The sequence below is a fragment of the Bradyrhizobium sp. SOJA106 genome (genome assembly GCF_059448745.1).
In genome coordinates this window covers 3,512,431-3,538,773 of sequence record NZ_CM182549.1, presented here as the reverse complement: position 1 = coordinate 3,538,773, position 26,343 = coordinate 3,512,431, and the positions used below count along the sequence as shown (strand labels likewise).

At 62.6% G+C, this 26,343-nt stretch carries 21 protein-coding genes and 1 pseudogene; 10 read left to right on the top strand and 12 right to left on the bottom strand.

The genetic code is table 11. The features are described 5' to 3' along the window. The first annotated feature begins 314 nt into the window (after positions 1-314). From AC5V87_RS15875 to cydB, 5 genes are all read left to right on the top strand, one after another. Positions 315-1,673: an NAD(P)/FAD-dependent oxidoreductase gene (locus AC5V87_RS15875; RefSeq protein ID WP_495371547.1), complete on the top strand. Its 1,359-nt coding sequence runs from the start codon at positions 315-317 to the stop codon at positions 1,671-1,673. A 50-nt stretch (positions 1,674-1,723) separates the two neighbouring features. Next, positions 1,724-2,158 (top strand): hypothetical protein, encoded by a 435-nt coding sequence (locus AC5V87_RS15870; protein ID WP_495371546.1) that lies wholly within the window; start codon positions 1,724-1,726, stop codon positions 2,156-2,158. A 110-nt stretch (positions 2,159-2,268) separates the two neighbouring features. Next, on the top strand, positions 2,269-2,481 hold the full coding sequence (locus AC5V87_RS15865) for a hypothetical protein (protein ID WP_495371545.1): 213 nt from the start codon (positions 2,269-2,271) through the stop codon (positions 2,479-2,481). Between the two features lie 52 nt (positions 2,482-2,533). Next, positions 2,534-3,934 carry a cytochrome ubiquinol oxidase subunit I gene (locus AC5V87_RS15860; RefSeq protein WP_495371544.1) on the top strand — a complete coding sequence of 467 codons (1,401 nt, stop codon included), beginning with the start codon at positions 2,534-2,536 and terminating at the stop codon, positions 3,932-3,934. Further along, positions 3,934-4,944 carry a cytochrome d ubiquinol oxidase subunit II gene (gene cydB, locus AC5V87_RS15855; protein ID WP_495371543.1) on the top strand — a complete coding sequence of 337 codons (1,011 nt, stop codon included), beginning with the start codon at positions 3,934-3,936 and terminating at the stop codon, positions 4,942-4,944. Before AC5V87_RS15860 ends, cydB begins: the two co-directional genes overlap by 1 nt. A gap of 785 nt (positions 4,945-5,729) precedes the next feature. Here cydB and AC5V87_RS15850 read toward each other — a convergent pair. The 10 genes and pseudogenes from AC5V87_RS15850 to AC5V87_RS15805 all read right to left on the bottom strand — a co-directional run bounded on the left by AC5V87_RS15850 (position 5,730) and on the right by AC5V87_RS15805 (position 15,183). Continuing rightward, the gene (locus AC5V87_RS15850; protein WP_495371542.1) at positions 5,730-6,086 is read right to left on the bottom strand and encodes an aspartate/glutamate racemase family protein; all 357 of its coding nucleotides are present in this window, start codon (positions 6,084-6,086) and stop codon (positions 5,730-5,732) included. Positions 6,087-6,101: 15 nt separating this feature from the next. Continuing rightward, positions 6,102-7,379: an NAD(P)/FAD-dependent oxidoreductase gene (locus AC5V87_RS15845; protein ID WP_495371541.1), complete on the bottom strand. Its 1,278-nt coding sequence runs from the start codon at positions 7,377-7,379 to the stop codon at positions 6,102-6,104. Between the two features lie 27 nt (positions 7,380-7,406). After that, the gene (locus AC5V87_RS15840; protein WP_495371540.1) at positions 7,407-8,225 is read right to left on the bottom strand and encodes an amino acid ABC transporter ATP-binding protein; all 819 of its coding nucleotides are present in this window, start codon (positions 8,223-8,225) and stop codon (positions 7,407-7,409) included. Next, positions 8,225-8,884, bottom strand: coding sequence for an amino acid ABC transporter permease (locus AC5V87_RS15835; RefSeq protein ID WP_495371539.1), 660 nt, complete (start codon positions 8,882-8,884; stop codon positions 8,225-8,227). The genes AC5V87_RS15840 and AC5V87_RS15835 overlap by 1 nt, the downstream gene beginning before the upstream one ends. Positions 8,885-8,889: 5 nt before the next feature. Beyond that, positions 8,890-9,567, bottom strand: a complete 678-nt coding sequence (locus AC5V87_RS15830; protein ID WP_495371538.1) for an aspartate/glutamate racemase family protein — start codon at positions 9,565-9,567, stop codon at positions 8,890-8,892. A 138-nt stretch (positions 9,568-9,705) separates the two neighbouring features. Continuing rightward, positions 9,706-10,561: pseudogene (locus AC5V87_RS15825) on the bottom strand (transporter substrate-binding domain-containing protein). Positions 10,562-10,640: 79 nt separating this feature from the next. Further along, positions 10,641-11,771 carry a saccharopine dehydrogenase family protein gene (locus AC5V87_RS15820; protein WP_495371537.1) on the bottom strand — a complete coding sequence of 377 codons (1,131 nt, stop codon included), beginning with the start codon at positions 11,769-11,771 and terminating at the stop codon, positions 10,641-10,643. 11 nt (positions 11,772-11,782) lie between these two features. After that, positions 11,783-13,564, bottom strand: a complete 1,782-nt coding sequence (locus AC5V87_RS15815) for a thiamine pyrophosphate-binding protein (RefSeq protein WP_495371536.1) — start codon at positions 13,562-13,564, stop codon at positions 11,783-11,785. A gap of 191 nt (positions 13,565-13,755) precedes the next feature. Further along, positions 13,756-14,196 (bottom strand): Lrp/AsnC family transcriptional regulator, encoded by a 441-nt coding sequence (locus AC5V87_RS15810; protein WP_495371535.1) that lies wholly within the window; start codon positions 14,194-14,196, stop codon positions 13,756-13,758. 84 nt (positions 14,197-14,280) lie between these two features. Further along, positions 14,281-15,183, bottom strand: a complete 903-nt coding sequence (locus AC5V87_RS15805; RefSeq protein WP_495371534.1) for a LysR family transcriptional regulator — start codon at positions 15,181-15,183, stop codon at positions 14,281-14,283. A gap of 153 nt (positions 15,184-15,336) precedes the next feature. Here AC5V87_RS15805 and hglS point away from each other — a divergent pair, with 153 nt between their 5' ends. Genes hglS through AC5V87_RS15790 form a run of 3 tightly spaced genes read left to right on the top strand, consistent with a single transcriptional unit; the run spans position 15,337 to position 19,574 of the window. Beyond that, a complete protein-coding gene (hglS, locus tag AC5V87_RS15800; RefSeq protein ID WP_495371533.1) occupies positions 15,337-16,734 on the top strand; it encodes a 2-oxoadipate dioxygenase/decarboxylase HglS in 1,398 nt (465 codons plus the stop codon). A 36-nt stretch (positions 16,735-16,770) separates the two neighbouring features. Next, positions 16,771-18,333, top strand: coding sequence for an L-piperidine-6-carboxylate dehydrogenase (amaB, locus tag AC5V87_RS15795; RefSeq protein ID WP_495371532.1), 1,563 nt, complete (start codon positions 16,771-16,773; stop codon positions 18,331-18,333). Positions 18,334-18,344: 11 nt separating this feature from the next. Beyond that, positions 18,345-19,574, top strand: a complete 1,230-nt coding sequence (locus AC5V87_RS15790) for a pyridoxal phosphate-dependent aminotransferase (RefSeq protein WP_495371531.1) — start codon at positions 18,345-18,347, stop codon at positions 19,572-19,574. A gap of 90 nt (positions 19,575-19,664) precedes the next feature. Here the strand turns inward: AC5V87_RS15790 and AC5V87_RS15785 are convergent, their stop codons facing one another. Next, complete coding sequence (locus tag AC5V87_RS15785; RefSeq protein WP_495371530.1) at positions 19,665-20,351, bottom strand: GntR family transcriptional regulator; 687 nt, start codon at positions 20,349-20,351, stop codon at positions 19,665-19,667. Between the two features lie 229 nt (positions 20,352-20,580). Here AC5V87_RS15785 and AC5V87_RS15780 point away from each other — a divergent pair, with 229 nt between their 5' ends. Next, positions 20,581-23,928, top strand: a complete 3,348-nt coding sequence (locus AC5V87_RS15780) for a molybdopterin-dependent oxidoreductase (protein ID WP_495371529.1) — start codon at positions 20,581-20,583, stop codon at positions 23,926-23,928. A 49-nt stretch (positions 23,929-23,977) separates the two neighbouring features. Further along, positions 23,978-25,432 carry a short-chain fatty acid transporter gene (locus AC5V87_RS15775; protein ID WP_495371528.1) on the top strand — a complete coding sequence of 485 codons (1,455 nt, stop codon included), beginning with the start codon at positions 23,978-23,980 and terminating at the stop codon, positions 25,430-25,432. 399 nt (positions 25,433-25,831) lie between these two features. Here the strand turns inward: AC5V87_RS15775 and AC5V87_RS15770 are convergent, their stop codons facing one another. Then, entirely contained in the window at positions 25,832-26,290 is a 459-nt protein-coding gene (locus AC5V87_RS15770) for an FAD-binding protein (protein ID WP_495371527.1), read from the bottom strand. Positions 26,291-26,343 lie beyond the last annotated feature (53 nt).

Genomic DNA, 26,343 nt, shown 5'->3' with positions numbered 1-26,343 from the left:
TGGCAACAACACGGCGCCGCATCGCTCCGGCGCCGTGCGGAAGGAAGGGTGGAGCAGATATGAAAAGCGTTTTGAGCGTGGTCACGTTCGCCGCGGGAGCTCTGTGCTTCGCGGTGTTCCTGACCATGTTGAAGCCAAATCCGACCGGTGCGGTAACACAATCGGGCAGGCCTGCGTACTGCAGACTGGCCGCTCTCTGGTGCGTGGGGCTACCGTAGCGAATCCGTGGGATGCAGCCTTGAGAAACATCACCGCACGACCGAAACACCTGAAGCGGCGGTGAGCACGAACGAGGTGAACCTATGAGTGTAATCATGGCTGAGACTCAGGCTGACGAAGCGACTGCCGTCGCACAGGCTACCCGGCGTGAGCGCAAGCGCGTTGTCATCATCGGCGGCGGCTTTGCCGGCGTCGCTGCCACACGGGCACTGCGGCGCGCCGATGTCGATGTCATCCTAATCGACCGCCGCAACCACCACATATTTCAACCGCTGCTCTACCAGGTCGCGACGGCGGTCCTCTCGCCCGCCGAGATCGCCGCGCCGATCCGCCAGCTCGAGGTGAGGCAGAAAAACCTCCGCGTGCTCTTGGCGGAGGTCACCGCCGTTGACGTGGCGTCCCGCACGATCGAGGCGTCTTCGCCTGGCGCGGGCGCGCTCAAGATCGCCTACGACTATCTGGTGGTCGCGACCGGCATGCGTCCGAGCTACTTCGGGCACGACGAGTTCGCTCAATATGCACCGGGCCTCAAGAACCTCCGTGACGCCGAGACCATCCGAGCCAAAATCCTCGGCGCGTTTGAACTGGCCGCAACGAGTGAGGACGAGGCCGAACGCGCGCGACAAATGACGTTCGTGCTGGTCGGCGCAGGTCCAACGGGTGTGGAACTCGCAGCATCCCTCGCGCAAATGGTGAAGGTCACGTTGCGCGGCAACTTCCGCTACATCGATCCGGCACAGGCGAACATCATTCTGCTTGACGCAGGCAAGCGGATTCTGTCGACCTTTGCCGAGTCGCTGTCCCGCAGGGCAACCCGACGGCTTGAAAAGCTCGGCGTAAAGATCTTGACCGAAGTGAAAGTCGAGACCGTCGACGCGCAGGGCGTGGTCGCCGGCGGAAACCGGATCCCCAGCGCAACGGTGCTCTGGACTGCGGGGGTTGCGGCATCGCCGATCCCAACGATGCTCGGCACCAAGACCGACCGCGCAGGGCGCGCGCTCGTTGATCCCTTCCTCAAGGTCGTGGAGGCGCCCGGCGTCTTCGTCGCCGGCGATGCGGCGGCGATCATGAAAAACGGACAGCGGGTGCCAGGCGTGGCGCAGGCGGCGATTCAGGAAGGACACTATGTCGGGCGGCTCATCGCCAAGGAGCTGAACGGACAGAAAGCCAAGCGCCCGTTCAGCTACTTCGACAAGGGCAATATGGCGGTCGTCGGCAAGAATTACGCTGTACTGGAGCGCGGCTGGCTGCGCACGAGCGGCGCCCTGACGTGGCTGGTGTGGGCGTTCGTTCACGTCCTCGCCCTGCCACAGTTGCAGAACCGTTGGCGCGTGCAGCACCAGTGGCTCTGGTCGTATTTCACTGGACAGCGCAGCTCGCGATTGATCCCGGAGCCGCCGAGGGTCGCGTCTCCCATGCCGGACTCGCGTGATGGCTACCAGTCGACATCGTAAAAGGACGCCACGTTTAAAGTCGATAATTCGGATCCCCGAGTTGATGGACAATGCAGGTGCTAGATCACATGTTGAGATTTATGACGCTTGGCACCGTCATAGTTAGCAGTATTGCCATCTACGCCGCGCTGCACACCAACAACAGGCGTGTCGGAGCTGACATTTTCCTCAAATATTCCGATCGGATCTCCAACCTGAGGCGCACCCTCCCGATAGCTGCTTTCGTTGAAACAGATACAGCGTGCAACCTCGACATGACGCCGGAAGAGCGTCGAGCAGCACATGAAATCATCTACTCTATCTACGAGCTTTATGAGCTCAAGGTGCATGGCTTCCTTCCATCGGCGATCTGGAAGATAAGGGAGCCCGATATTGAAAGAACTCTTTCTCTTCCGTTTTTTCGGCAAGAGTTGGCTGCTCTAGAGGGTAGATTTACCAGGCACCCACGCTTTGCGAGCTGGCTCGAACAGCTCAGGCGGGGATAGGCCGGCTTACGAGCAGGGAGGCAAACGGCTCGCGGAGACTTTCGCAAGCGTGCACATTTTCCAATGAGAGCACCTAGAGCGAGCAGTAACAAGCGTTTGGTGGTTCGGAATTGCGCGAGCTGATGAACGGCCGCGCAGCCAATCCGCTGCCGGACTTCAGCGAGCAACGCTGGGCCGAGTGCTCGATCACCGTTGAGCATGCACCCAACATAGTTGTTTCTGCTGCTTTTGAACAATTTGCTGGGATTTGGCGGCGTTTACTCATGCATCCGAGCTGCGCGATCTATTTTCAACGGGCCTGCATGCCTTGCAGACAGCTCTGAGAGCCCTTCGGCTGCTCTCTCTCTACATGACCGAAACACGAGAGGTTCAGCGATGCACGTCGATCCAGTCCTGTTATCACGCATCCAGTTCGCCTGGGTCGTCGCTTGGCACATCCTGCTGCCCGCGTTCACCGTGGGATGTGCGTCTTTCATCGCGGTCGTCGAGGGCTTGAGTTTCGCGACCGGACGCGAAGAATATGCCCGCATCTCGACATTCTGGACCAAGATCTTCGCCATCGCATTCGGCATGGGCGTCGTGAGCGGGCTCGTCATGCCATTCCAGTTCGGCACCAATTGGAGCCGTTATGCGGCCGCCGTCGGCGACGTCCTGTCGCCGCTATTTGCATATGAGGGCTTGACTGCTTTCTTCCTGGAAGCCGGCTTCCTCGGCGTGCTCTTGTTCGGCCGCAAGCTGGTGCCGCCGTGGGCGCACTTCTTCGCGGCAATCATGGTGGCAATCGGGACGTTGTTTTCCACGTTCTGGATCCTGTCCGCCAACAGCTGGATGCAGACGCCAGCCGGCTACGAGATCGTCAACGGTCAGTTCATTCCGATAGACTGGATCAAGGTGATCTTCAATCCGTCCTTTCCTTATCGGCTGGCGCATACCGCATTCGCATTCTTCACCACCACCGGCTTCGTCGTCCTCGGTGTCGGCGCATACCTGCTGAGGCGCAGCCGCTCGGTTCGCGAAGCGCGCACCATGTTCTCGATGGCACTGTGGGCGCTGACCGTGCTGGTGCCGATGCAGATGCTGATCGGCGATATGCACGGGCTCAACACCCGCAAATATCAGCCTGCAAAGCTGGCGGCCATCGAATCCCGCTGGGAGACCGGCAAGGGCGTGCCGCTGACGGTCTTTGCGATCCCCGATGACAAGGCCGAGCAGAACAAGTTCGCGATCGAAATTCCATTGCTCGGAAGCCTGATCCTGACTCACGAGCTCCATGGCGAGGTGAAGGGCCTAAAGGACTTCCCCGCCGATCAGCGGCCGCCGGTGGCGATCCCGTTCTTCGCCTTCCGCGCGATGGTTGGATGCGCGGGCCTGATGCTGGGACTCGTGCTCTTGGGCGGCTGGTTGCGGTGGCGCGAGCAGCTCTACGACACGCGGCTTTATCTGTTGGCATGTCAGTGCGCGCTTCCGCTCGGCTTCATCGCCGTCGTGGCCGGATGGTTCGTGACCGAGGTCGGCCGGCAGCCATGGACGGTCTATGGGCTCTTGCGCACGGCAGCCTCGGTGTCGCCGTCCCTGACGAGCTCCGACGTGACGCTGTCGTTGCTGGCCTACATGGCGGTGTACCTGCTGATCTATCCCTGCGGGGTCATGCTGATTGCCAGGCTCATTCGCAAGGGGCCGGCCGAGATCAGTGAAACGGCTTCGGCCATCGAGGCTGGCATTGCCTCCGCGCCGGTCCTCACCCCCGCCATCAACGTCGTCAAAGGAGAGGTGTAATGACCCAGGTCCTCGATTTGGTCCCAATCTGGACGGTGATCCTGGCCGCGGCCGTGTTCTTCTACGTGCTGCTGGACGGCTTCGATCTTGGCGTCGGGATGCTCTATGGCCTGGCAGGCGACAAGCACTCCCGCAACACCATGATGAACTCGATTGCCCCCATCTGGGATGGCAACGAGACCTGGCTGGTGCTTGGCGGCCTTGGCCTTCTCGCCGCCTTCCCCGCCGCCTTCGCGGTTATCATTCCAGCAGTGTATTTCCCCATTCTGGTTATGCTGCTCGGCCTGGTGTTTCGCGGCGTGGCCTTCGAATTCCGCGTTCGCGATGCCGAACACAAGACGTTCTGGGACCGCGCATTCTGCTATGGATCCGCCATCGCCACCTTCGCGCAAGGCGTCGTGCTCGGCGCGTTCGTGCAGGGTTTTCCGGTGCAGGACGGGCAGTTCGCGGGAACGTCCTTTGGGTTCCTCACGCCGTTCTCGGTCCTGACCGGCGTCGCCCTGATGTTCGGCTACGGTCTTCTCGGCGCGGGCTGGCTGATCCTGAAGACTGAAGGTGACATTCAGGCCGCGGCCCGCCGTTACGGCCGAATCTGCCTCGTCGGCGTCGTCGCCGCGATTGCCATCGTGAGTGTCTGGACACCGATCATGAGCCCGGCGGTGGCGGCGCGCTGGTTCAGCTTGCCCAATTTCGTGCTGTTCATGCCGGTGCCGGTGCTGTCAGGCGTGGTTGCACTCTGGACTTGGCGATCCCTCAACAGCAAGGCTGAGGCGGCGCCATTCTTAAGTGCGATCGGGCTGTTCGTCCTGACCTATATCGGAATGGCTGTCAGCCTCTATCCGATGATCGTGCCCTACCAACTGACGCTGTGGGAGGCAGCCTCCTCGCCGCGCACCCAGGCATTCCTGCTGGTCGGAACGCTATTCCTGCTGCCCGTTATCCTGACCTATTCGAGCTGGTCGTATTGGGTGTTCCGCGGAAAGGTCAAGGCCGAAGCGGGGTATCACTGATCGCCTCTCGTCAACGTTGGCGAGGTGAAAATGATGACGACGACGAAACGTGCAATACGCTTCGCGTCGTCATCAAATTATTCTATGGGCCGAACTGCCCCGACGTCGTCGCATCATCCCGCAACCTTGCGCTCCCACGAGCCCGGATGCCAGGAGGCGCAATTGCAATGATCATCTGCTCCTGCAATATCCATCAGCGATCATGATGTGAGAGACGCTGTCGGCTCTGCTGATGACGAGTCGTGTTCGACCGCGCAGGTCTACAATCGCTCGGTCACCTGGTGCACTGCGGGCTCTGCTCCCGCTCGGTCAGAAGAATCCTGCAAGAACCGGAAGCGGCACGCGGTGCTGATCGCCGTTCCGTCGAAGTCATCGGGAAATGCGTACCGTATTCAGACCCTGCGCATGCGCCTTGCTCACGTTGGCTGTGACAAGATTTTTCTTGATCTCTCGGTGCACACGTCGTGCACACGCCGCCTTCTAACCAATTGAAAAAATTGACCTCTCGCTCCAATCCATCATGGGCAAGTTTGAACTAGCTCGGGCAACCAAGGTCCAACTAGAACCCGTTAACAATAGCGTCGTGCCGCATGGAAGTGAATTCTGAGGTTCAAATCGTCTCGCCCGAAGAGCGATCGGGGGTTCGAGTCAGTGGAGCGCTACCGCCTTTCCCCACACCGACCAAACCTACGATATCTCATTCAATCTTACGCATAGGGCAGTTCGTGGCCCCTGGGGTAAGCGCAGCTTTACGCTCATGCAGGGGAATGTTGAAAGATCTCGGGCTACCAGTCGGGTGAAGGCGGCCTTTGTCGCGAAAAATCGCAAGCGAAAACAGGAATGTTCACCGCCGCGGCAAGCTGCTTCTGGAACGGGGCCAGGAAACCGCAGCTGGTCGTGATCGCCTTGACACCCTCGGCTTCCAGCTCCTTCGCGGCGGCCACGAAGGGTTCCAGAAGGCTCGCATCCGGATGGTCGCCCATGATCTTGGTCGCATGAGCACCGCGCACGATCTTGTAGCGCACCGGAAAATCGTAGGAGAGCGCATTGCCGATATCACCGCGCGGGCGCGGGAATTTTGTGTCCAGCATCAGAATGCCGATCGTCTCGCCATGGTTGGTGTAGCCGCCGCGCAGTTTCATAGTCGTCTCCAGGGATCAATGGCGAAAACGTGGCGCGCCAAATGGCGCGATATCGATGCCGGCAGTCCTGCCGGCAATGAGATCGGCGACGATAGAGCCCGTGACCGGGCCCGACGCCAGGCCGACATGGCCGTGTCCGAACGCGTGGACAATATCCGTCGATGCCGATGCCGTGCCGATGACAGGACGCCCATCCGGCGTCGATGGCCGGTGTCCCATCCAGCGATCGATCGACAGGTTGACGCGCGGTCCAAGGCCAGGATATGTGCGCAAGGCATGCGCAACGAGAATCTCGACCCGCGCCCAATCGGGCTCGGCGTCAAGCCGCGCGAGCTCGACCTGTCCCGAAAGGCGCAAGCCCGCCGGAGTCGGCGTGTTGGCCATTCTCCCGTCGCTCGGCATGATCGGAAGCCTTGGGCCGGCCGCGGGCGATGCAATGACCCCGTGATAGCCCCGCTCGCTCGCCAGCGGCACGCGATCGCCCGCCGCCTCAGCAAGCGCCTTCGACCAGATGCCGGCGCAGATGACGGCGCGATCGCATTCAATCGGGCCTTGATCCGTGACGACCACCGTGAGACGGCCATCGGCAACAACAAAGCCGGTTGCGCGCGCCTTGACCAGACGGGCGCTGCGCGCACGCGCGGCATCAACAATGTCTCGCGCATAAGCGCCCGGATCGGTGCAGTAGGCTCCTTCGTGGACAAAAGCACCGAACTGATAGCTGGAGCTCAAATCCGGCTCCCGCCGGCGCAGCTCGGCGGCATCGAGCTCGAGCCACTGCAGCCCATTGTCCTTTCGAAGCCGCCAGGCGAGCGCCTCGTCGTCAAACGCTTTGCGATCGGGATAGGCGTAGAGCAGGCCCGTTTGCTGTATGTAGTTCGGCTTCCCGATCTCCTTCGCGAGCACGACGTGCCGCGCCGGACCGTCGCGCAAGATCGACGCGAGTACGCGCGCGGTACGCTCGACCTTCGCGACCGTCCATCCAGCTGCGAGGAAGCGGAGGAGCCAGGGCGCAAGCGCTGGCAGTGCCGTCCAGCGCAACACCAGAGGCCCGTTCGGATCGAACAGATAGCTCGGCAATTTGCGCCACAGGCCGGGCATGGACATCGGGATGATCGAGGCGGGGCTGATCCAGGCACCGTTGCCATAGCTCGCCGCCTGCGGCCCGCCCGGCTCTCCTGGCTCAATCAGCGTAACGTCGTGTCCCTCCTTGATGAGCTCCCATGCGGTCGCAGCGCCGACGATACCTGCGCCGATGACAGCGATGCGCAAGGGCGTCCTATCCTGCTTCATCCTTCAACCCGATTGCAAATCGTCACGTCAACCGTTCACGACGGCTGCCGGCAAGCCGCTGCTATGGAAGTGGCTCAGGAAGGCCCGTGTTGCCGGCTGGCTTGGCGTGTCGATCACCTGCCGGGCCGGCCCCTCCTCCACGACGACGCCGTCGCGCATGAAGACGACGCTATCAGCCACCTCGCGCGCAAACGCCATTTCATGGGTCACGAGCACCATGGTCATTCCCTCGGCCGCGAGCTGGCGGACCACTGCAAGGACCTCTCCAACCAGCTCGGGGTCGAGCGCAGACGTTGCCTCGTCGAACAGCATCACTTGCGGCTTCATCGCCAAAGCACGCGCGATCGCCACGCGCTGCTTCTGGCCGCCGGACAGCTTGTCGGGCGCGACGTCGGCCTTGTCCTTCAACCCTACCTTCTCCAGCAACCCAAGCGCCGTCTCGCGCGCCGCCTCCGGCTGGATCTTCAGAACCGTGACTGGTCCTTCCATCACGTTCTGAAGAGTGGACATGTGAGGAAAGAGATTGAAATTCTGGAACACCATGCCGGTCCGCGCGCGGAACGCCGCCAGTTCCTTGTCACGGGGCAGCTTGTGCCCGTTGGTAAAATCCATGGTGCTTTGACCAACGCGGATGGCGCCGCTGTCCGGGATGGTCAACAGATTGAGGCATCGCAGCAGCGTCGACTTGCCCGATCCGCTGGGCCCGATCAGCGCGAGCACACCGCCGCGGGGGACTCGCAGCGATATGTCCTTCAGCACGCTGACGGTCCCGAAAGACTTTTTCACGTGCACCAGCTCGATCATCGCGTTGTCAGACACGGAACCATTCCTCTCTTTGATCGACATCACCGCGCCAGCCGCGCTTCGAGCACGCTCGCAGCGCGCGTCATCGGGAACAGAATGAGGAAGTAGATCACGGCGATCATGGTGTATGTCTCCAACGGCCGGTAGGTCGCGGATGTGATGAGTTGCCCCTGGTAGAGCAGGTCCGGGACCGCCAGGACCGAGAGCAGGGAGGTGTTCTTCAGTTGCAGCACGGCCTGGTTGACGAGCGGAGGAATCATTCGCTTCAGGGCCTGCGGCATGACGATGCGCTTCATCAGATCGAAGCGGCGCATGCCCAGCGCGCGGCCGGCGTCCCATTGCCCCACGTCGATCGACACGATGCCACCGCGTATGATTTCCGAATAGAACGCACCGCCATAAAAGCTCAGTGCGATGAATGCCGCGACGGCGGGAGAGAGCTCAACGCCGATCAGCACCGGAAGCGCGTAATAGATCCACACCAGCTGAACCAGCACCGGCGTGCAGCGAAACACCTCGACCAGCATCACGAGAGGCGCCGAGACGAACCTTATGTTGGACAGGCTGGCGATAGCGACGACGCATCCGATCACAAATCCGCTCGCCGCGGTGAGGATGGTAAAGCCGATCGTGTAAGCGGTGCCGACGCCGATCAGCTTGCTGTATTGCAGAAGGAAACCAAAATTCCAGTCGTAGTGCATCGCTGCTATCCCATGCTCGGCGATTGCGAATAGGCGCTCTGGATCAGTCCCGAATAGAACCAGCGCCCGAGCGTGATGATGTCGTAGACGGGCAATCCGAACTCGCGCGACACCTCCTCCGAGAAGGGCGGAAGGTTGGTGCATTCGAAGACGATTGCGCCAATGCCCGGATTGCGCGAGAGCAGCGCGCCGACGGCTGCGTGCACGTCACGCCGTAGCCCATCTCGATCATAGGGGCGGCCCTGCTCAATATGCGCGCGCAAGCTACCGTCTGGCGGAAGGCCGACACGCGGCGTCGCTGGATCAGCGCCGACCCGGGCAAAATGCCTGTCCGTCAACGCCTCCGCGTCGTAGGTGACGACCCCTGCGCGGCGACCGGAGGGAAGGCAGCGCTCCACCGTGGGCAATTGCAAGAGGCTCGACGTCGCGAGCGGCAGCTTCATCCGCGCGGAAAGCTCGCGCTGACGCGAGGCCAGAAAGCCGCACGACGTAATCAGGCCGATCGCGCCCTCCGCATGCAATTCGTCGCCGGCCGCGACGAATGCGTCCATGAGGTCGGCGTCGTCGCCGCTCACGATCTTCCGCGCAGTCGCGCCCGGGACGGCCCTGAAGACGACGTCGAAGGGCCAGCTTGCGGAATGCCCCACATCTCCCGGCGGGCGCTCGATCGCGATGTCAAGCATGATGATGCCCAGCGGAGGATATCGCTCATGTTGCATCGATCGGATGTTCCTATCTCGCCGGACGCCGGATGGTCCAAACCCAACGACGCTGTTGAAACGAAACTGCCCGCGTCATCTGACGACGCGGGCAGCCGGAGATCAAAACTGAAGGCCGGGCGGAATGTCCTGCTCCCCGATATTGACCAGCGACAGGCTCGAGAGAATCCACTCGCGCAGCGCACCAAGCGAGCGGCTGTATTCGAGCCAGTTATCGACATAGGTGCGGAAGCGGGTATCGACGTCCACACGCACGCCGCAGCAGGTCGGTTGCGAGGCAACCGGAGTCGGGATGATAACCTTGCCCACCTTCGCATTCTTCTTGACCGTCACCAGCGACAGCATCGCGACCTGGATCAGGCAATCCGCCCGCCCGGCCTGCACCGCCAGCACGGCCTCGTCAGGCGTCTTCAGCGCGACCAGCGTTGCCTTGGGCAGCGTCCGGCGCGCGTAGAGATCGTGGGTGGAGCCGATATCGACGGCAACCCGCACCTCCGGCTTGTTGAGATCTTCCCATGTCTTCGGTTCAAAACCGGACTTGGCGATGATCGTGAAGGTGTTGTTCATGATCGGGCGCGTGAATTCGACGATCAGGGCGCGCGAGGGCGTCGGGCTGAGGCCGAACATGATGTCGATCTTGTTGCTCTGAAGATCGAGGACCGAGTTGCCCCAGGTCGATTCGATGATTCTCGACCTCGGCCTCGAGCGCCTTGGCGAGATCAGTCGCCATGCTCACGCAAAAGCCCGACCACTGCCCCGTGGCGATGTCCTTGTGATAGTAGGGCTCCGTCCCGACAATTCCGGCGATGCGAAGCTTTTTCGTCCTGCGAATTTGCGCAAACGTACTCTCGGCCGGCGGCGTCTGGGCGACGGCCTGGGACACGGCTGAGCCGGCCGCCATAGCCGCCGCGGCGGCGCCGAGCCCAACGAGCGATCCGATGTCACGACGATTGACCATATCAAGCTACCCCTCTTCGGTTGAATTCCTCAAACCCTGACTATGGACGCAAGATCCGGTCCATCGGTCTCTGCGCTCCCTAAGCTGCCCGCTTGGTGGAGAACCGTTCCGCAAAATCGTTCGTCTCGGAGCTGCGTGCCTCTTTCGCCAGCCGGCCGCCCTCGCGTGTCGCGAGAAAATCGGCTAGGCTCGCATCCTCCTGCCGCACGAATCCCCTTGCGGGAAGCTTGCCCGAAAGGAACAGCTCGACCATCGCGACGCAGCCGGCAGCCGTGGTGAGCTGGATCGCGCCGAGCTCCGGCCGTCCATCGTAGCGCAGCACGACGCTATCCTCCTCCATGCGCCCATTGCGCTCGCCGATGCCGGTCACGAAGATGACGACGACGTCCTTTCGCGTGAACGGCGCGGCGCGGTTGAGGATGCGCCGCATGGTTTCGCGATCGTCGGCGAGCCCCAAGCCTTGCAGCAGAAGCTTCATGATCTCGGCGTGGCCGGGATAGCGCAGCGTCTTGTAGCTCATGTCGCGGACCTTGCCGGCCAGCGTCTCCGTCAGTGTCCCGAGGCCGCCCGAGGTGTTGAACGCCTCGTAGGCGACGCCGTCGATCATCACGCTCTCGACGCCCTCGAGGGCCGGAACCGATATCGGCTTGCCATCGAAGACGATCTCGCAGGGATTGCAATATTCGTTGATCAGGCCGTCGACGGACCAGGTGACGTTGTAGCGCAAGGCGTTGGTCGGATAGAGCGGCAGTGCTCCGACCCGCATCTTGATGGCTTTCACCGTCTCGAAACGGGCCGCCATATCGGCTCCGAGCACGCAGATGAAGCCCGGCGCAAGCCCGCACTGCGGTGCCAGCATCACGTCTGCGGCTGCTGAGATCTCCTTGATGTAGGCCGTTGTCGCCACGTCCTCAGTCAGATCGAAATAGTGCGTTCCGGTCTCCACAGCGATCCGCGCGATACCCTGATTGAGAAAATACGGACAGGCGCTGACGACGATATCCTGGTCCTTCAGGAAGCCGCGCACCGCATGGAGATCTCCAGCGTCCACGATCTTGGTAGCGAAGGTTTGCCCAACGCTCAAGCCGAGTTGCGTCTCTGAAGCGTCAGCCAGCGTAACTTTGTGTCCCTGCCCCGCCAGCATGCCAGCGATTACGGCGCCGATCTGCCCGGCCCCCAAAACTGCGATCTTTTGCGATGAATGAGCCATTTCGAACCTCTCTAGAGAGCAGCCTGGACGCCAATCGCAGCCGGGTCGGCGCCTACCTTCTTCAGCCACGAGAACACCGGCGGCAGGCGATCGGCGATGGATTCGACCGCGACATCGACGAAAACCGGCTCGCTCAACGCGAAAGCCTCACGCAAGGCCGTCTCCAGTTGCGCCGGCGTCTCGACGCGGAAGCTCCGGATTCCGTACACGGCGGCGAGCCTGCTCATATCGTAACGGCCGAAATCGACGCTGAACGTTGGGTCGTTGGCCGGTGCAGGCTCTCCAGCCCCGGAGGCCTTGCGGGCATGGTCACAGTCGACGACCCGCTGCAGCGCCTTGATCCAGCCAAAGCATGCGTTGTTGAAATGAACCAGCACGGCCGGGATCTGCAAGCGCGACAGCGTCTCAAGTTCACCCGCCGACATGCCGAGCGAACCGTCGCCGAACAAGCCAACGGGCCTCAGATGCGGCGCTGCGAAATAGGCCCCGATGACAGCCGGAATGGCATAGCCAAGCCCCCCGTAGAAGCGCGGGATCACGAGCTTGGATTGCGGATCGCGCAGGCGCAGGAAGCGCGTCGCATAGGGGGTCGGCGTGCCGGCGTCTGACACCACGTTGCAGGGCACAGGCATGCAGCGGTTGAGCGTCTCGATGACCCGCTCGGGACGCAAGGGGATAGCGTCGCTCTCGAGATGCGGCGCCATCACGTCCCAGAACTCGGCACGGCGGTGGTTGATGTCGCCGACCCATCCCACCGTAGTGGCCGCATGATCCGCGGGTATCTTGGCATGGAGGGCATCGATCACCGCACGCGCATCGCCCACAAGCGGATGATCGATCGCGTAGGTATTGCCGATGACTTCCGGCTCGAGATCGATCTGAACGATGCGCGTCTCGCCATTCGGCAGCGGCCATTGCCAGTTCATGGTGGCGACCGAGCCCATGCGGCAGCCCACATAGATGACGAGGTCGGCTCGTCCGAGCGCCCACACCGCATGCGGATGGAAGCCGTTGTCGCCAATGATGCCAATACCGAGCTTGTGGTCATCGCGAATGACGCCCTGCCCTGTGATCGTGGTGACCACGGGGATGCCGAGCCGTTCGCCAAACGCCGTGATGGAGCCCCCCGCGCCGGACCGATTGGCGCCACCGCCGGCAACGATCAGCGGGCGCTCGGCGGCGAGAATGGCCTTGATGGCCGCATCGAGATCGCCATCCGGCGGCCTGCTTCGGTACGACGGCGCTCGTCGGCACTGCGGCTCGACATGGAGGGACGCGGCTGCATCCGGAAGCTCCTGATAGAGAACGTCCTCGGGCAGAGCGAGAACGACGGCGCCCGGACGCCCGCCGGTGGCCTCGCGGAAGGCGCGGCGTACGAGCTCAGGCAATTTTCCGACATGACCTAGCGTCTCTGCGCGCTTGCTGACCGGCTTGAACAACTCCTCGACGGGCAGCTCGGTCAGGGTGCCGCGGCCGACGCCGGGCTGGGGAATATCGTTCACGAGGAGGATCAGCGGCACTGAAGACTTGTTCGCTTCGGCTACGCCCGGCAGACCGTAAAGCGCGCCCGCGCCGCTCGGCACCTCCGCCACACCGGGCTTTCCGGACAGGCGCGCATAGCAGTCGGCCATGAACACCGCAGAGCGCTCGTCGCGGCACAGGATATGACGCGGCGCATCCCTCGTGATTCTCAAAGCCTCATAGAAGGCAACGTTCGTATCGCCGGGGACGCCAAAAATGACCTCGACACCGTATCCGGACAGCATGCTCACGAGAGCGGACGCACCATTCATTTCCAAAATGCTCCTTGGTCGTTACTTTTATTCAGGAGCATAGGCGCGACATAAATATCCAAACCGCCGGCTATAGGAAGAATATAGTTACAGACCGTCGGACTAAGTTCTATTTCGATGGGAAATGAGAAATTTTGCTAAGAAATGGAGCAGCGACACCAGCTGCGAGGCAGTGTTTGCCTAAGCGCTGCTCATCTTTCGAATTTTCTGGCGAGAAGAATCGATGACGTTGTGCGGCGAACACCTTCCATCTCGGCGATCCAGTCGATGATCTCGTCGAGATGCGTTGACGTCGCGCAATTGATCTTCACGAACAGATCGAACGGACCGCTCAGCGTGTAGCAGTGCACGACCTCGGCCTTTTTTCGCAGGGCCGCGATGACATTTCCCTGCTGCTTCACCTCCAGCTCGATCAGGATAATCGCGGAGATCGCCGTGACATGATCCTGTTTGCCCAGAACCGCCGTGTAACCGGCGATCGTTCCTTCCTTTTCCAGTCTCGCCATTCGCCCCTGTGCGGTCGCGCGGGACACGCCCAACGCCTTGGCGATATCGGAGATCGACGTCCGCGCATTTGCGATCAGGATGTTGAGAAGATCCTGGTCTTTCCTGGCATCTGCCGGGCGCGCCATTTACAACTCCGCAAAGTGACTGGTTCTGAACAAAACGAAGGGAAATTATTGCGCTCCGTTGGAGAAAGGTCCAGCCCATCGTCATTAACGATCCGGCGCGGTCTCCGCGACCAGCCACTCCCGGAAAGCCGCAAGCGGCGGGTACGTCGCCCGATCGGAGGGCCAAACAAGGTAATAGCGTTCGGGACTTTCCATAGGCAGGTTGATGGCGCGGACCAGCTTGCGGCTCGCCAGCTCGTCCTGGATGAGGAAGGTCGGCAGAAGCGCAACGCCGAGGCCGGCGATCGCCGCTTGGGCTGCGGTCGCGAACTGGTCGAACACCATGCCCTGAGCGGTCCTGGCTGACACATCGTGAGCGGAAAACCACCGATCCCACGCGTGAAAGCGGGTTGAGATGCTCAGCAGCGGCGCCTTTCGGAGATCACCCGCAAGCCGGAAGCCGTATTGCTTCTTCAGCCCAGGGCTGCACGCAGGGACAACTTGCTCGGATCGCAACAGAGCCATCTCGGCCCCGGGCCACTCCGGTTGGCCGAAGTGAATCGCCGCGTCCAGGGACTCGGCCCGGAAATCGAAATAGGACAAGCGGGTCGTAAGATTGATGGTGATCCCAGGATTGGCAGCCAGAAACCCGGGCAGGCGCGGCGCGAGCCAGCGGGTGCCGAAGGTCGGCAGAATGGCGAGATTGAGAGTCCCTCCCCGCGGGTTCGCATGGAGATTGAAGGAGGCGGTGCTGATCTTGTGGAGCGCGTCGCGGATCTCGCGGGCATAGGACTCGCCAACGGAGGTCAATCGGACCGTCTGACGCTCACGGATGAAGAGCTCGACCTCGAGCTGCTCTTCCAGGATCTTGATCTGCCTGCTAACGGCGCTTTGGGTCAGTCGAAGCTCGCGCGCGGCGAGCGTCATGCTGCCGGTCCGCGCGGTGGCTTCGAACGCCGACAGGACGGCGGTCGAAGGAAGAAAGCGACGTGGTGTTTGCGGGGTCATCCCCATTCATTCCGTTTTAGAATGATCTTCTGACAAAACATCGTTTGAACTAGCCGAACAGGCAAGGTCTAATCGCCGAGATCATGATGAAATTGTATGATCTCTGGATCCAGCCAACGAGGACGGCCGATCCGCCGTCGATGGAGATTTTTGATGCCAGCGCTGCGCGCGGACGCGGACGAGATCCGCACTCTGTTTTCCCGCGCCATGTCGGACATGTACCGGCTCGAAGTGCCGCAATACGGCACCCTCATGGAGCTCGTCAACGAAACCAATCGCGAAACGTTGCGGCAGCACGCGCAGCTTCGTGCGAGCCTCGAGCGAGGCGACGAACTCGAGCGGTTGAACGTCGAGCGTCACGGCGCTATTCGCCTGGGGCGCGCGGACGAATTGCGCAACATGCGTCGCGCCTTTGCGGTGATGGGGATGCACCCGGTTGGCTATTATGACCTGTCGGTGGCCGGCGTGCCTGTCCATGCCACGGCCTTTCGGCCGATCGACGATGCCGCGCTCCGGCACAACTCATTCCGGGTATTCACCTCGCTGCTGCGCCTCGACCTGATCGAGGATGAGACCCTTCGCGCCCAGGCGGAGCGAATCCTTGGTGAGCGCCGCATCTTTACGCCTCGCACACTCGAGCTCGTGAGCATTTTCGAGACGGAGGGTCACCTGACCGTCGCGCAGGCGGAGGAGTTCGTGCGCGAAGCGCTTGATACGTTCCGTTGGCATAGCGAAGCGACCGTCAACCTCGACGTCTACAAGAGGCTGCATGACGCCCATCGGCTGATCGCCGACGTGGTGAGCTTTAGAGGCCCTCACATCAACCATCTGACGCCGCGCACGCTGGACATTGATGCCGTCCAGGCCGGGATGCCACGACGCGGCATTGTGCCGAAGGCTGTCATCGAAGGGCCGCCGCGCCGCGACTGCCCGATCCTGCTGCGCCAGACCAGCTTCAAGGCACTCGAAGAGCCCATCCTGTTCAGGCAGGCGAATGCCACAAAAATCACCGGAACGCATACAGCCCGCTTCGGCGAGATCGAGCAGCGCGGTGTTGCCCTCACGCTCAAGGGCCGCGAGCTCTACGACCGACTGCTCGCCTCCGTGCGGCAGGCCGGCGCGACCGCGCGCGACTACGACACCGAATTGGCCGATCAATTCAAAGCGTTTCCGGACGATTGGTTGGAGCTTCGCGCGCAGGGGCTCGCCTTCTTCCGCTATTCGGCGACGCAAGCAGGCATTGAGGCATGCAAGCGGCAAGCTCCGCCATCCAGCCTTGATGATTTGGTGGCTGCGGGCTTTCTGCGCTACGATCCGATCGTCTACGAGGATTTCCTCCCTGTCAGCGCGGCGGGAATCTTCCAGTCGAATCTCGGCACCGACCAGCAGCAGAACTACGCCGCGCGTTCCAACCGCGCTGCGTTCGAAGCCGCCCTCGGTGCCAAGGTTTACGACGAGATGGAGCTCTACGCGCGGGCGGAAAGGGAGTCCCTGGAGCAAGCTCTGGTCCAGCTCGGGTCACCGCACCTCGCACGTCGGGCGATGGCCTGATCGAACCGCATTTCAAACCTCTAAGAAAAGACCGCCATGACGATCACAACCCAGACTTCAGCACGCGCCATCAATTCCCTGGCGGGCGAGGCAGACGCACTCCTGAGCTCACTCGGCGTCAAGCACAGCCGGTACACCGGCGGCAAGCTGATTGCGCGATCGCCGATCACCGGCGAGATCACGGGCCATGTCAACGAGATTGGTACCGCCGATGCTCAGGCGGCCATCGACAAGGCGCATGCGGCCTTCCTCGAATGGCGACTGGTGCCTGCGCCGAAGCGCGGCGAGCTCGTCCGCCTTCTCGGCGAGGAGTTGCGCGCCAACAAGCAGGCGCTTGGCAGGCTCGTGTCGATCGAGGCCGGCAAGATTGCGTCCGAGGGCCTCGGCGAGGTTCAGGAGATGATCGATATCTGCGACTTCGCGGTGGGTCTGTCGCGCCAACTCTATGGACTGACCATTGCGACTGAGCGCAGCGAGCACCGGATGATGGAAAGCTGGCATCCGCTCGGCGTCACCGGGATCATCTCGGCGTTCAACTTCCCGGTCGCGGTATGGTCCTGGAATGCGGCGCTGGCGCTGATTTGCGGCAACAGCATCGTCTGGAAACCGTCCGAGAAGACGCCGCTGACGGCTCTTGCGACGGAAGCTTTGTTCGATCGCGCGCTGGAGCGCTTCAGAGCGGAAGGCGGCAAGGCGCCGGACGCGCTGTCAGCTGTTCTGTTTGGTGGTCGCGAGATCGGCGAGATCCTTGTCGATCACGCCAAGGTGCCGTTGGTGTCGGCGACCGGCTCGACCGCGATGGGACGTACCGTCGGCCCGCGGCTCGCAAAACGCTTTGCGCGCGCGATCCTGGAGCTCGGCGGCAACAACGCCGCGATCGTCGCGCCGACAGCCGACCTCGCCCTGACGCTGCGCGGGGTCGCCTTCGCCGCCATGGGCACGGCAGGTCAGCGCTGCACGACGCTGCGACGCCTCTTCGTCCACGAAAGCGTCTATGACACGTTCGTGCCGCGACTGAAGCGCGCCTATGAATCCGTCACCATTGGCGACCCGCTCAAGGACGGCACCCTGGTCGGTCCGCTGATCGACGCCGCAGCCTTCGCCTCGATGCAGAAAGCGCTGAGCGAGGCGCGGGCGGCGGGCGCCAGGGTGTTCGGCGGCGAGCGCGTTCTCGCCGACAGCGCCGATGAGGCGTATTATGTTCGCCCGGCGCTGGTCGAGATCTCAGAACAGACTGGCCCGGTCGTGCACGAAACCTTCGCGCCCATTCTCTACGTGATCAAATACCGCGACTTCAATGCGGTGCTCGACCTGCACAACGCAGTGCCGCAGGGACTCTCGTCCTCGATCTTCACCAACGACCTTCGCGAGGCCGAAGCGTTCCTGTCGGCGCGCGGATCGGATTGCGGCATTGCCAATGTCAATATCGGCCCATCCGGCGCCGAAATCGGCGGCGCCTTCGGAGGCGAGAAGGAAACCGGCGGTGGACGCGAGTCGGGCTCGGATGCCTGGAAGGCCTACATGCGCCGCGCGACCAATACGATCAATTTCGGCCGGACATTGCCGCTCGCGCAGGGCGTCAAGTTCGACGTGGCGTAAAGAAAAGATAGATGAACGCGCCTCTTCACAGCTCGGCATTATTCCGCCCCTCCCACCGCCTTTCGTCGATCGGCGTGTCGGAGATCCTGAAGATCAGCGGGCTTGCCGCTGAGATGAAGCTCCAGGGTCGGGACATCATCATCCTCGGTGCGGGCGAGCCTGACTTCGATACGCCGGACTTCATCAAGGATGCAGCCGAGCGCGCCATGCGCGCCGGCGCAACCAAGTACACAGCATTGGACGGCACGCCGGACCTCAAGGCCGCCATCCGTGCAAAGTTCAGGCGCGACAACGGGCTCGAATTCGCGCAGGACGAGATCACCGTGTCAGCCGGCGCCAAGCAGGTGATCTTCAACGCTATGATGGCCACCCTCAACCCTGGCGACGAGGTCATCATCCCGACGCCGTTCTGGGTGACCTATGCCGACATCGTCGCGATCGCCGGCGGCACGCCGGTGCTGGTGCCATGCTCCGAAGTCAACGGTTTTCGGCTGACGGCTGATGATCTCGAACGCGCCATCACGTCTCGCACGCGATGGGTCATGCTGAACTCGCCGTCAAACCCATCTGGTGCGGCCTATTCGGAGGCCGGCTATCGACCGATCCTCGACGTGCTCCTCGAGCATCCGCACGTCTGGCTGATGGTGGACGATATCTACGAGCATATTGTCTATGACGGCTTTCGCTTTGCCACGCCGGCAGCGATCGAGCCGGCTCTGCGCAATCGGACGCTGACCGTGAACGGCGTTTCGAAGGCTTACGCGATGACCGGCTGGCGCATCGGCTATGGCGGCGGACCAAGCGCCCTGATCCGGGCCATGGCCGTTGTTCAGAGCCAGTCGACCTCCTGCCCCTCCTCTCTCAGTCAGGCCGCTGCCATCGAAGCGTTGAATGGTCCGCAGGATTTTGTCCGCGAGTGCTGCCGGTCATTCCAAGAGCGGCGCGATCTTGTGGTCGGCGCATTGAACGGCGTCGAAGGCATCACCTGCCGCGTACCCGAGGGCGCCTTCTATACGTTCGCAAGCTGCTCAGGCGTGATCGGAAAAACCACTCCCGATGGGCGAACGGTCAAGAGCGACAAGGACTTTGCCGAGCATCTCCTGCACGCAGCGGGCGTTGCGGTTGTCCCTGGGTCGGCGTTCGGCCTCGCACCCTATTTCAGGATTTCCTACGCGACCTCCGCTGTCGAACTCGAAGATGCATGCCGGCGCATCGCGCGCGCGGTTGCGGAGCTCTCGTGAACGCGCGAAGACACCAGCAGGCCTCGCCCCGCCGGTTCATTGCGATCGCCAATATCGAGGTAACCCTTGATCTGCTTTGGTTTCGGCCAGCTATAGCCGGCCACGCCCGCGGATCGCGACGATCGGCTCGCGCGGATTTGTCATCCGCGACAGCGCCTCGACAAAGATCGGCTCCCACGACCTGATGTGACGCCTGAGAAGATTGGTAAGGGCCTCTTCCTTGCCGGCCATCGCAAGTTCGATGATCTGATAGTGCTCGGCCGCGGATTCATTCTGGCGGGCAAGACCCGCGCGCGACTTGATGCCGTAGAGACGCATCTGATCGCGCAAACCCATCACCATTTCGGTGAGGCGCGGATTGTCCGCCGCCTCCGTCAGCAATCGGTGAAAGGTTCGATCGGCCTCGAGATAAAGCCTGATGTCCTCCGCCTTGACCGCGCGCGCGACCTCATCGGCAAACGGAACGAGCTTCTTGAGATTCTTCTTCGGCTTGCGCGCGACCACCGCCGCCGCATGAAGCTCCAGCACCTCGCGGAGATCGAACAGGTTGCGCAGCTCGGCCAAAGTCGGCTCGACCACCTTGAAACCACGATTGCGCATTGGCTCGATGAGGCCGCTGCGTGCCAGTTCGAGCAGCGCCTCCCTGACGGGAGTCGTCGACACACCCAGGCTGGCTGCGAGTGTCGGCACGGAATACATCGATCCGGGCATGCTCTGGCCGGAAATGATCTCCGCGCGCACCTGCTGCAGCACCTGCTCCCTTAGATTCTGATCCATTCCGCTCCCGCTTCGTCGGCTCCCGGAATCATCCGGTTCGTCCGCGGCACAATAGTCAGGTTTGGTCACGGCACAATAAATGGGCTTGACGAAGAATACGTCACGGATGAGGATATGTAACGTTTTACAGTAACGCACTACTAACTAACCTTCGGACGGTGTGGCACCTCATATGGCGCAGCGCGTACCCGGCTATTGCACGCTCTGCCGATCCCGGTGCGGATCGACCATGGTGGTCGAGAATGGCCGGCTCATCGCTGTCGAGACCCTGCCCGGCCATCCGACCGGCGGCGCGCTCTGCGCGAAGGGCCGGGCCGCGCCCGAGATGGTGCACAGCCCGCGCCGCCTGACCAAACCGCTTCGCCGTACCGTGCCCAGGGACGCAGCCGATCCCGGCTGGTGCGAAATTTCCTGGGAAGAGGCGTTGGACGAGATTGCCGAGAAGCTCGGGGATATCCGTAATACATCCGGCGCCGAAGCAGTGGCCTTCGCCGTCACCACTCCGAGTGGCACGCCGATGGTGGATAGCTTCGAATGGGTCGAGCGCTTCATCCGCTGCTTCGGCAGTCCTAACTTGATCTACGCGGTCGAAGTCTGCGGTTGGCACAAGGACTACGCCCATGCGCTGACTTTCGGACGCGGCATCGGCGTGCCCGATTACGACCAAGCCGATGCCATCGTGCTGTGGGGACACAATCCGGCCCGCACCTGGCTCGCCCAGGCCACACGCGTCGCCGACGCTCGGCGACGCGGCGCGCGGGTCGCGGTGGTCGATCCCAAGCCGAACGGTTCCGGACAGCAGGCCGATATCTGGCTGCGCGTCCGACCCGGCGCCGACGGCGCACTGGCGATGGGCGCAATCCGGCACCTCATCACCACGAACGCATATGACTCAGACTTCGTGACGCGCTGGACCAACGGGCCGCTCCTGATCGACATCGATACGGGCCGCTTCGTTCGCGCGTCCGAACTCTGGGCCCATCAATCAAACGGCAGCTTTGTCGTGCTAGATCGGTCCGGAGCAGCGCACGCCTTCGATCCAGGCCTTGCGGCGCTGGACCCGGCCTCCTGCGAGCTCGATGGTGGTGCAACGCTTACTGCGCTGGATGGGCGCGCGATTGCGGCCGCAACAGCCTTCCGTTTACTGAAGGCCGAGGCCGCTCCTTACACGCCTGCTCGCGTGGCCGAATTGACTTGGCTCGACGAGAGCAAGATCGCGGATTTCTACCAACTGTTCGAGAACAGTCCGCGGCTCGCCTATCATTCCTGGACCGGCGTCGGCCAGCACACCAACGCGACGATGATCGAGCGGGCGATCGCAACGCTCTATGCACTCACCGGTGCTTGCGATCGCCCAGGCGGTAATGTCTGGCTGGCGCCTCCTCCGACGCGCAGCGTCAACGACTATTCCTTGTTGCCGCGTGAGCAACAGGCCAAGGCGCTCGGCCTGGACGAATTGCCGCTCGGGCCGCCGAGCCGGGGATGGATCACGGCACGGGACTTCAGCCGCGCGGTGCTGACCGGCGAGCCCTACCAGGTGCGGGCGCTGATGAGCTTCGGGACCAATTTCGTTGTCTCGCAGGGCCACTCGTCGCGCAACCGCGAGGCGCTACGCGCGCTCGACTTCCACGTCCACGTCGACATGTTCATGAATCCGACGGCTGAGAATGCCGACATCGTGCTGCCGGCCAACATGCCCTGGGAACGGGATGCCCTGAAGATCGGCTTCGAGATCACTCAGGAAGCCGTCGAGACGATCCAGTTCCGCCCTCAGATGTTGCCGCAGCTCGGCGCTTGCAAGGCGGACTATGAAATCGCCATCGAACTTGCGGCAAGGCTAGGCCTGACCGATCAATTCTTTGGCGGGGACATCTACGCCGGCTGGAACTATCAGCTCGCACCGCTCGGCGTGACGGTCGACGAGTTACGCGGCCATCCCGAGGGCAAGCGTTTCCCGCATCGCCTTCGTTACGAGAAGTATGCGCTCGCGCAACAGGATGGCACGATTGCGGGCTTTGCCACCGCGACGCGGCGCGTCGAGATCTATTCGGAATTGATGCTAGAACACGGCTACGCGCCGTTGCCAGGCCACATCGAGCCCGCCGAGAGTCCGCTCGCTGACCACACCGACGGCCGCCTTCCGCTGGTGCTCACCACAGCCAAGAGCGGCTGGTTCGTCCACTCCTCGCATCGTCACGTCGCTTCGCTTCGCAAGAAGACGCCAGATCCTGCGATCGAGATCAGCCCGACGCTCGCAGCCGCGCGTGGCCTCAGGGATGGCGACTGGGCCATCGTCATGACCTCGACGAGCGAGGTCCGGCTGCGCGTGCGGTTGAACGAGGCGCTCGACCATCGCGTCGCCGTCGCCGAGTTCGGCTGGTGGGAGGATTGTCCACCGCTCGGACGAGACGCGATGCCGGCTGCGGGACGATCGACGTCGAACATGAACGATGCCCTGAACGACGCGGCTCGCGATCCCGTGAGCGGCTCGGTACCGCTGCGCGCCACGAGTTGCAACATCCGCAAGGATGCGACCGCAAGCCGCGGCCACTGGACCGGCAAACGCGACTTCGCGGTCTCGGCCGTACATCGCGAGGCCGACGACGTCGTCGCCCTGGAGCTTTCGCCGCGCGACGGCGGCGCGCTTCCCACCTTTCTTCCTGGACAGCACGTCATGCTGAGCCTGCCGGGCCTCGATGTTGCCCGCGCCTATTCGCTGACCGGCCAGGACGGCCGCGATGGTCTGTCGATCGCGGTCAGGAAACGGCGGACCCACGCTTCAGGACCAGCCGACGAAACGGTTCATCTTTCCGATCACGTTCATCGTCTGGCAGTTGGCGATCACGTTCGGATCGAAGCACCAAGGGGCATCTTCACACCGCCGCTGCAGGGAAGCCGGCCGCTGATTTTCCTTGCCGCCGGAATCGGTATCACGCCGTTTATCGGTCATCTCGAAGCGCTGGCGAGGCTGGAGCCTGCCGAACGCGTCGCTCGGGTGTTGCTGCTCCATGGTTGCCGCAACGGCGGCGAACATCCATTTGCCGGCCGGTTGCGAGAGCTGGCGGACCTGCTGCCGGAGCTCGATCTCGTCACGGCGTACTCGGCGCCGCGCGCACAGGATCGTTGCCCCCGCGACTACGACTACGCGGGACGGCTGGACCTCTCGGCGATCGATCCTTTGCTGCCGCAAAGGCCCCTCGCCTATCTCTGCGGTTCGCCGGACTTCACGGCATCGATGACGGCCCGCCTGATCGACCGGGGCGTTCCGCGCTACGATGTTTTCTCGGAAGCTTTCGCTTCGCCGCCGGTCGTGCCGCGCACACTGAAGTCGCAAACCGTCCACATCGTCGACAGGGACAGGAGCTTCACCTGGACGCCGCAGCTCGGGACCCTTCTCGACGCGGCTCAGGCAGCCGGTCTGTCCCTGCCCAGCGGTTGCCGTGTCGGCCAATGCGAGAGCTGCCTCATGCGCGTCGTCGACGGCAATGTCGCTCAGCTCGGCGGCGCGGAGAGCACGCCCGATCAGTGCCTGACCTGCCAATCCGTTCCGCTCTCGGAACTCACGCTCGCACTCTGATCCACAGCCATGAAACGAACGCAACACCAACGCGACTATGGGGGCCGCAATGACCGACACGACGGATAAAACCATCTTCCTGGATGAGATGCCGACAAAGGCCAGTGTGCTTGCGAGATTCTCCCAGCACATGGTCAGCTTCGCGGAGCGCTGGTTCCCCGATGCTTACGTGTTCGTTCTCGTCGCCGTGGTGGTCATCGCACTCGGCACCATCGTGCATGGCGGCTCGCCGCTCGCGGTCAGCCGCGCCTTCGGCGACGGTTTCTGGAATCTCATTCCGTTCACGATGCAGTTGGCGCTCGCTGCGGTCGCGGGCTACGTGGTTGCGATGTCGCCGCCCGTCGCTGCGCTGATGCGACGGCTTGCCAACGTACCCTCCACCGCCCGCGGCGCCGTGGTCTTCGTCGGCGTGCTGAGCATTGCCGCGTCATTGCTGAACTGGAGCCTGAGCCTGATCTTTTCGGGCCTTCTGGTGCGCGAGATCGCGCGGCGCAAGGACATCAAGCTCGACTATCGCGCAGCCGGCGCGGCAGGCTACCTCGGCCTTGGCTGCGGCTTCACGCTCGGCATCACCTCATCGGTCGCCCAGCTCCAGGCCAATGCGGCGAGCATTCCGGCCTCGCTGTTGCCAATCACCGGCGTCATCAGCTTCTCCGAGACGATCCTGACATGGCAGAACCTCGTCACGATCGTCGTCGTGACTGCACTGTCAGCGGCGATCTGCTATCTGACGGCGCCAAACGAGGCGCTGACCAGAACCGCAGAAGATCTCGGCGTGTCTCTCGACGACGACCGGATCGAGCCAAAGAAGCCGGCCCGGCCGGGCGACTTTCTCGAGTTCAGCCCCGTTCTGACCATCCTGATCGTCGTACTGGCGTCGGGCTGGCTCTGGCAGACCTTTCAATCCGGCAACCCGCTGATCACCCTGTCGGGCCTGAATACCTACAACTTCGTGTTTCTGGTGCTCGGCATCCTCCTGCATTGGCGCCCCCGCAGCCTTCTCGTGGCCTTTTCCAAGGGAACACCCAGCATCTCCGGCCTGCTGTTGCAGTTTCCCTTCTATGCCGGCATTGCGCATATGCTGACCAAGGTTCCGAACAGCAGCGGCCTGACGCTGTCCGATACTGTCGCGCACTGGTTCGCAAACGTCTCGGTCAACTCAACCGTGTTCTCGTTCCTGATCGGGCTCTATTCCGCGGCGCTGGGTTTCTTCATACCGTCAGCCGGCGGAAAATGGTTCATTGAGGCGCCCTACATCATGAAGGCGGCCAACGAAGTCGGAGCTCATCTCGGCTGGACCACCATGGTCTATAACATCGCCGAGACGCTGCCGAATTTCATCAACCCGTTCTGGATGCTGCCTCTGCTGGGCGTGCTCGGATTGAAGTCAAAAGACCTGATCGGCTACACGTCCGTGCAGTTCTTCGTACACTTCCCGATTGTCATGATCCTGGCTGCAATCCTGATGACGACCTTCACCTACCATCCACCAATTCTGCCTTGATCTAACGCCGTCACGCATAAGCCGAGACTGGCGGACGGGATCCTCGTCATCATGAAGAACGGCGGCAACTTCCTCTGCAAGCGTCGGTTCGGCACCTCCTTGGCGATCGCGACGTGATCGGAGAGTTCGGGCTCCCGACGGAGCCCGCCGTTCGCCCTGTCTTCCTCGGCCTCCGCAGCAGTTGAGCATGCCGTCGGCTTCAGCGGTCCGAGCGCTGACCATCCGTCCGTTCGCGATGACCGGCCGGCGCTCGCGGGATCGGGCGGAGGCAGAACCCGTTCGGTGAACCACCGATCCTCGTAGTAGCGGACCTTCTTCGCCCTGATCGGCGCCGTCCCCGCCACCATGACGATCTGATGCCGCCGAACTGACGCGTTGCGGCCAGCAGGACTCCCCAATTCAAGCACCTGACTGCGGGAGGTTAGGCAGAGTACCTGCAGCGTCCATCGCGGCGCACCAGCCAAAGACAATGGCCGGGCCGATCATTGCGCCAGGTCCCGGGTAAGTGCCGCGGAAGATCGAGGATGCATCGGTCCCGACAGCGTACAGCCCAGCCAAGATCGTCCCGTCACCAGACAAGACCCGGCCGCAATAATCCGTGCGCAAGCCAGCGCTGCTGGCGAGATCAGAGGGCCACACGGCCACCGCATAGTACGGCCCGGGCCCGATCCGTCGCAGGCAGGGGTTCGGCTGGCTCTGGGGATCGCCATTGAATCGATTCAGTTCGCTGGAGCCTCGGCCGAAGTCTTCGTCCAGGCCGGTGTCCGCGAAGCCGTTGTATCGCGCGACTGTTCGCGCAAGCTGGTCGCCATCGACGCCGATCTTGCGCGCCAAGGCTTCGATGGTGTCGCCCTCCACCAGATAGTGGGCGCCCAAGAAGCCGTTCAAGTCCCTGGCCCCCGGGGCGAACC

Bases quoted from the DNA above. Each gene is read 5' to 3' on its own strand.
- cydB (WP_495371543.1), top strand. From the start codon at position 3,934: ATGACCCAGGTCCTCGATTTGGTCCCAATCTGGACGGTGATCCTGGCC.
- AC5V87_RS15775 (WP_495371528.1), top strand. From the start codon at position 23,978: ATGACCGACACGACGGATAAAACCATCTTCCTGGATGAGATGCCGACA.
- AC5V87_RS15780 (WP_495371529.1), top strand. From the start codon at position 20,581: ATGGTGGTCGAGAATGGCCGGCTCATCGCTGTCGAGACCCTGCCCGGC.
- hglS (WP_495371533.1), top strand. From the start codon at position 15,337: ATGCCAGCGCTGCGCGCGGACGCGGACGAGATCCGCACTCTGTTTTCC.
- AC5V87_RS15805 (WP_495371534.1), bottom strand. From the start codon at position 15,183: ATGACCCCGCAAACACCACGTCGCTTTCTTCCTTCGACCGCCGTCCTG.
- amaB (WP_495371532.1), top strand. From the start codon at position 16,771: ATGACGATCACAACCCAGACTTCAGCACGCGCCATCAATTCCCTGGCG.
- AC5V87_RS15835 (WP_495371539.1), bottom strand. From the start codon at position 8,884: ATGCACTACGACTGGAATTTTGGTTTCCTTCTGCAATACAGCAAGCTG.
- AC5V87_RS15850 (WP_495371542.1), bottom strand. From the start codon at position 6,086: ATGAAACTGCGCGGCGGCTACACCAACCATGGCGAGACGATCGGCATT.
- AC5V87_RS15815 (WP_495371536.1), bottom strand. From the start codon at position 13,564: ATGAATGGTGCGTCCGCTCTCGTGAGCATGCTGTCCGGATACGGTGTC.
- AC5V87_RS15875 (WP_495371547.1), top strand. From the start codon at position 315: ATGGCTGAGACTCAGGCTGACGAAGCGACTGCCGTCGCACAGGCTACC.
- AC5V87_RS15790 (WP_495371531.1), top strand. From the start codon at position 18,345: ATGAACGCGCCTCTTCACAGCTCGGCATTATTCCGCCCCTCCCACCGC.
- AC5V87_RS15820 (WP_495371537.1), bottom strand. From the start codon at position 11,771: ATGGCTCATTCATCGCAAAAGATCGCAGTTTTGGGGGCCGGGCAGATC.
- AC5V87_RS15840 (WP_495371540.1), bottom strand. From the start codon at position 8,225: ATGTCGATCAAAGAGAGGAATGGTTCCGTGTCTGACAACGCGATGATC.
- AC5V87_RS15830 (WP_495371538.1), bottom strand. From the start codon at position 9,567: ATGCTTGACATCGCGATCGAGCGCCCGCCGGGAGATGTGGGGCATTCC.
- AC5V87_RS15810 (WP_495371535.1), bottom strand. From the start codon at position 14,196: ATGGCGCGCCCGGCAGATGCCAGGAAAGACCAGGATCTTCTCAACATC.
- AC5V87_RS15870 (WP_495371546.1), top strand. From the start codon at position 1,724: ATGCAGGTGCTAGATCACATGTTGAGATTTATGACGCTTGGCACCGTC.
- AC5V87_RS15845 (WP_495371541.1), bottom strand. From the start codon at position 7,379: ATGAAGCAGGATAGGACGCCCTTGCGCATCGCTGTCATCGGCGCAGGT.
- AC5V87_RS15785 (WP_495371530.1), bottom strand. From the start codon at position 20,351: ATGGATCAGAATCTAAGGGAGCAGGTGCTGCAGCAGGTGCGCGCGGAG.
- AC5V87_RS15860 (WP_495371544.1), top strand. From the start codon at position 2,534: ATGCACGTCGATCCAGTCCTGTTATCACGCATCCAGTTCGCCTGGGTC.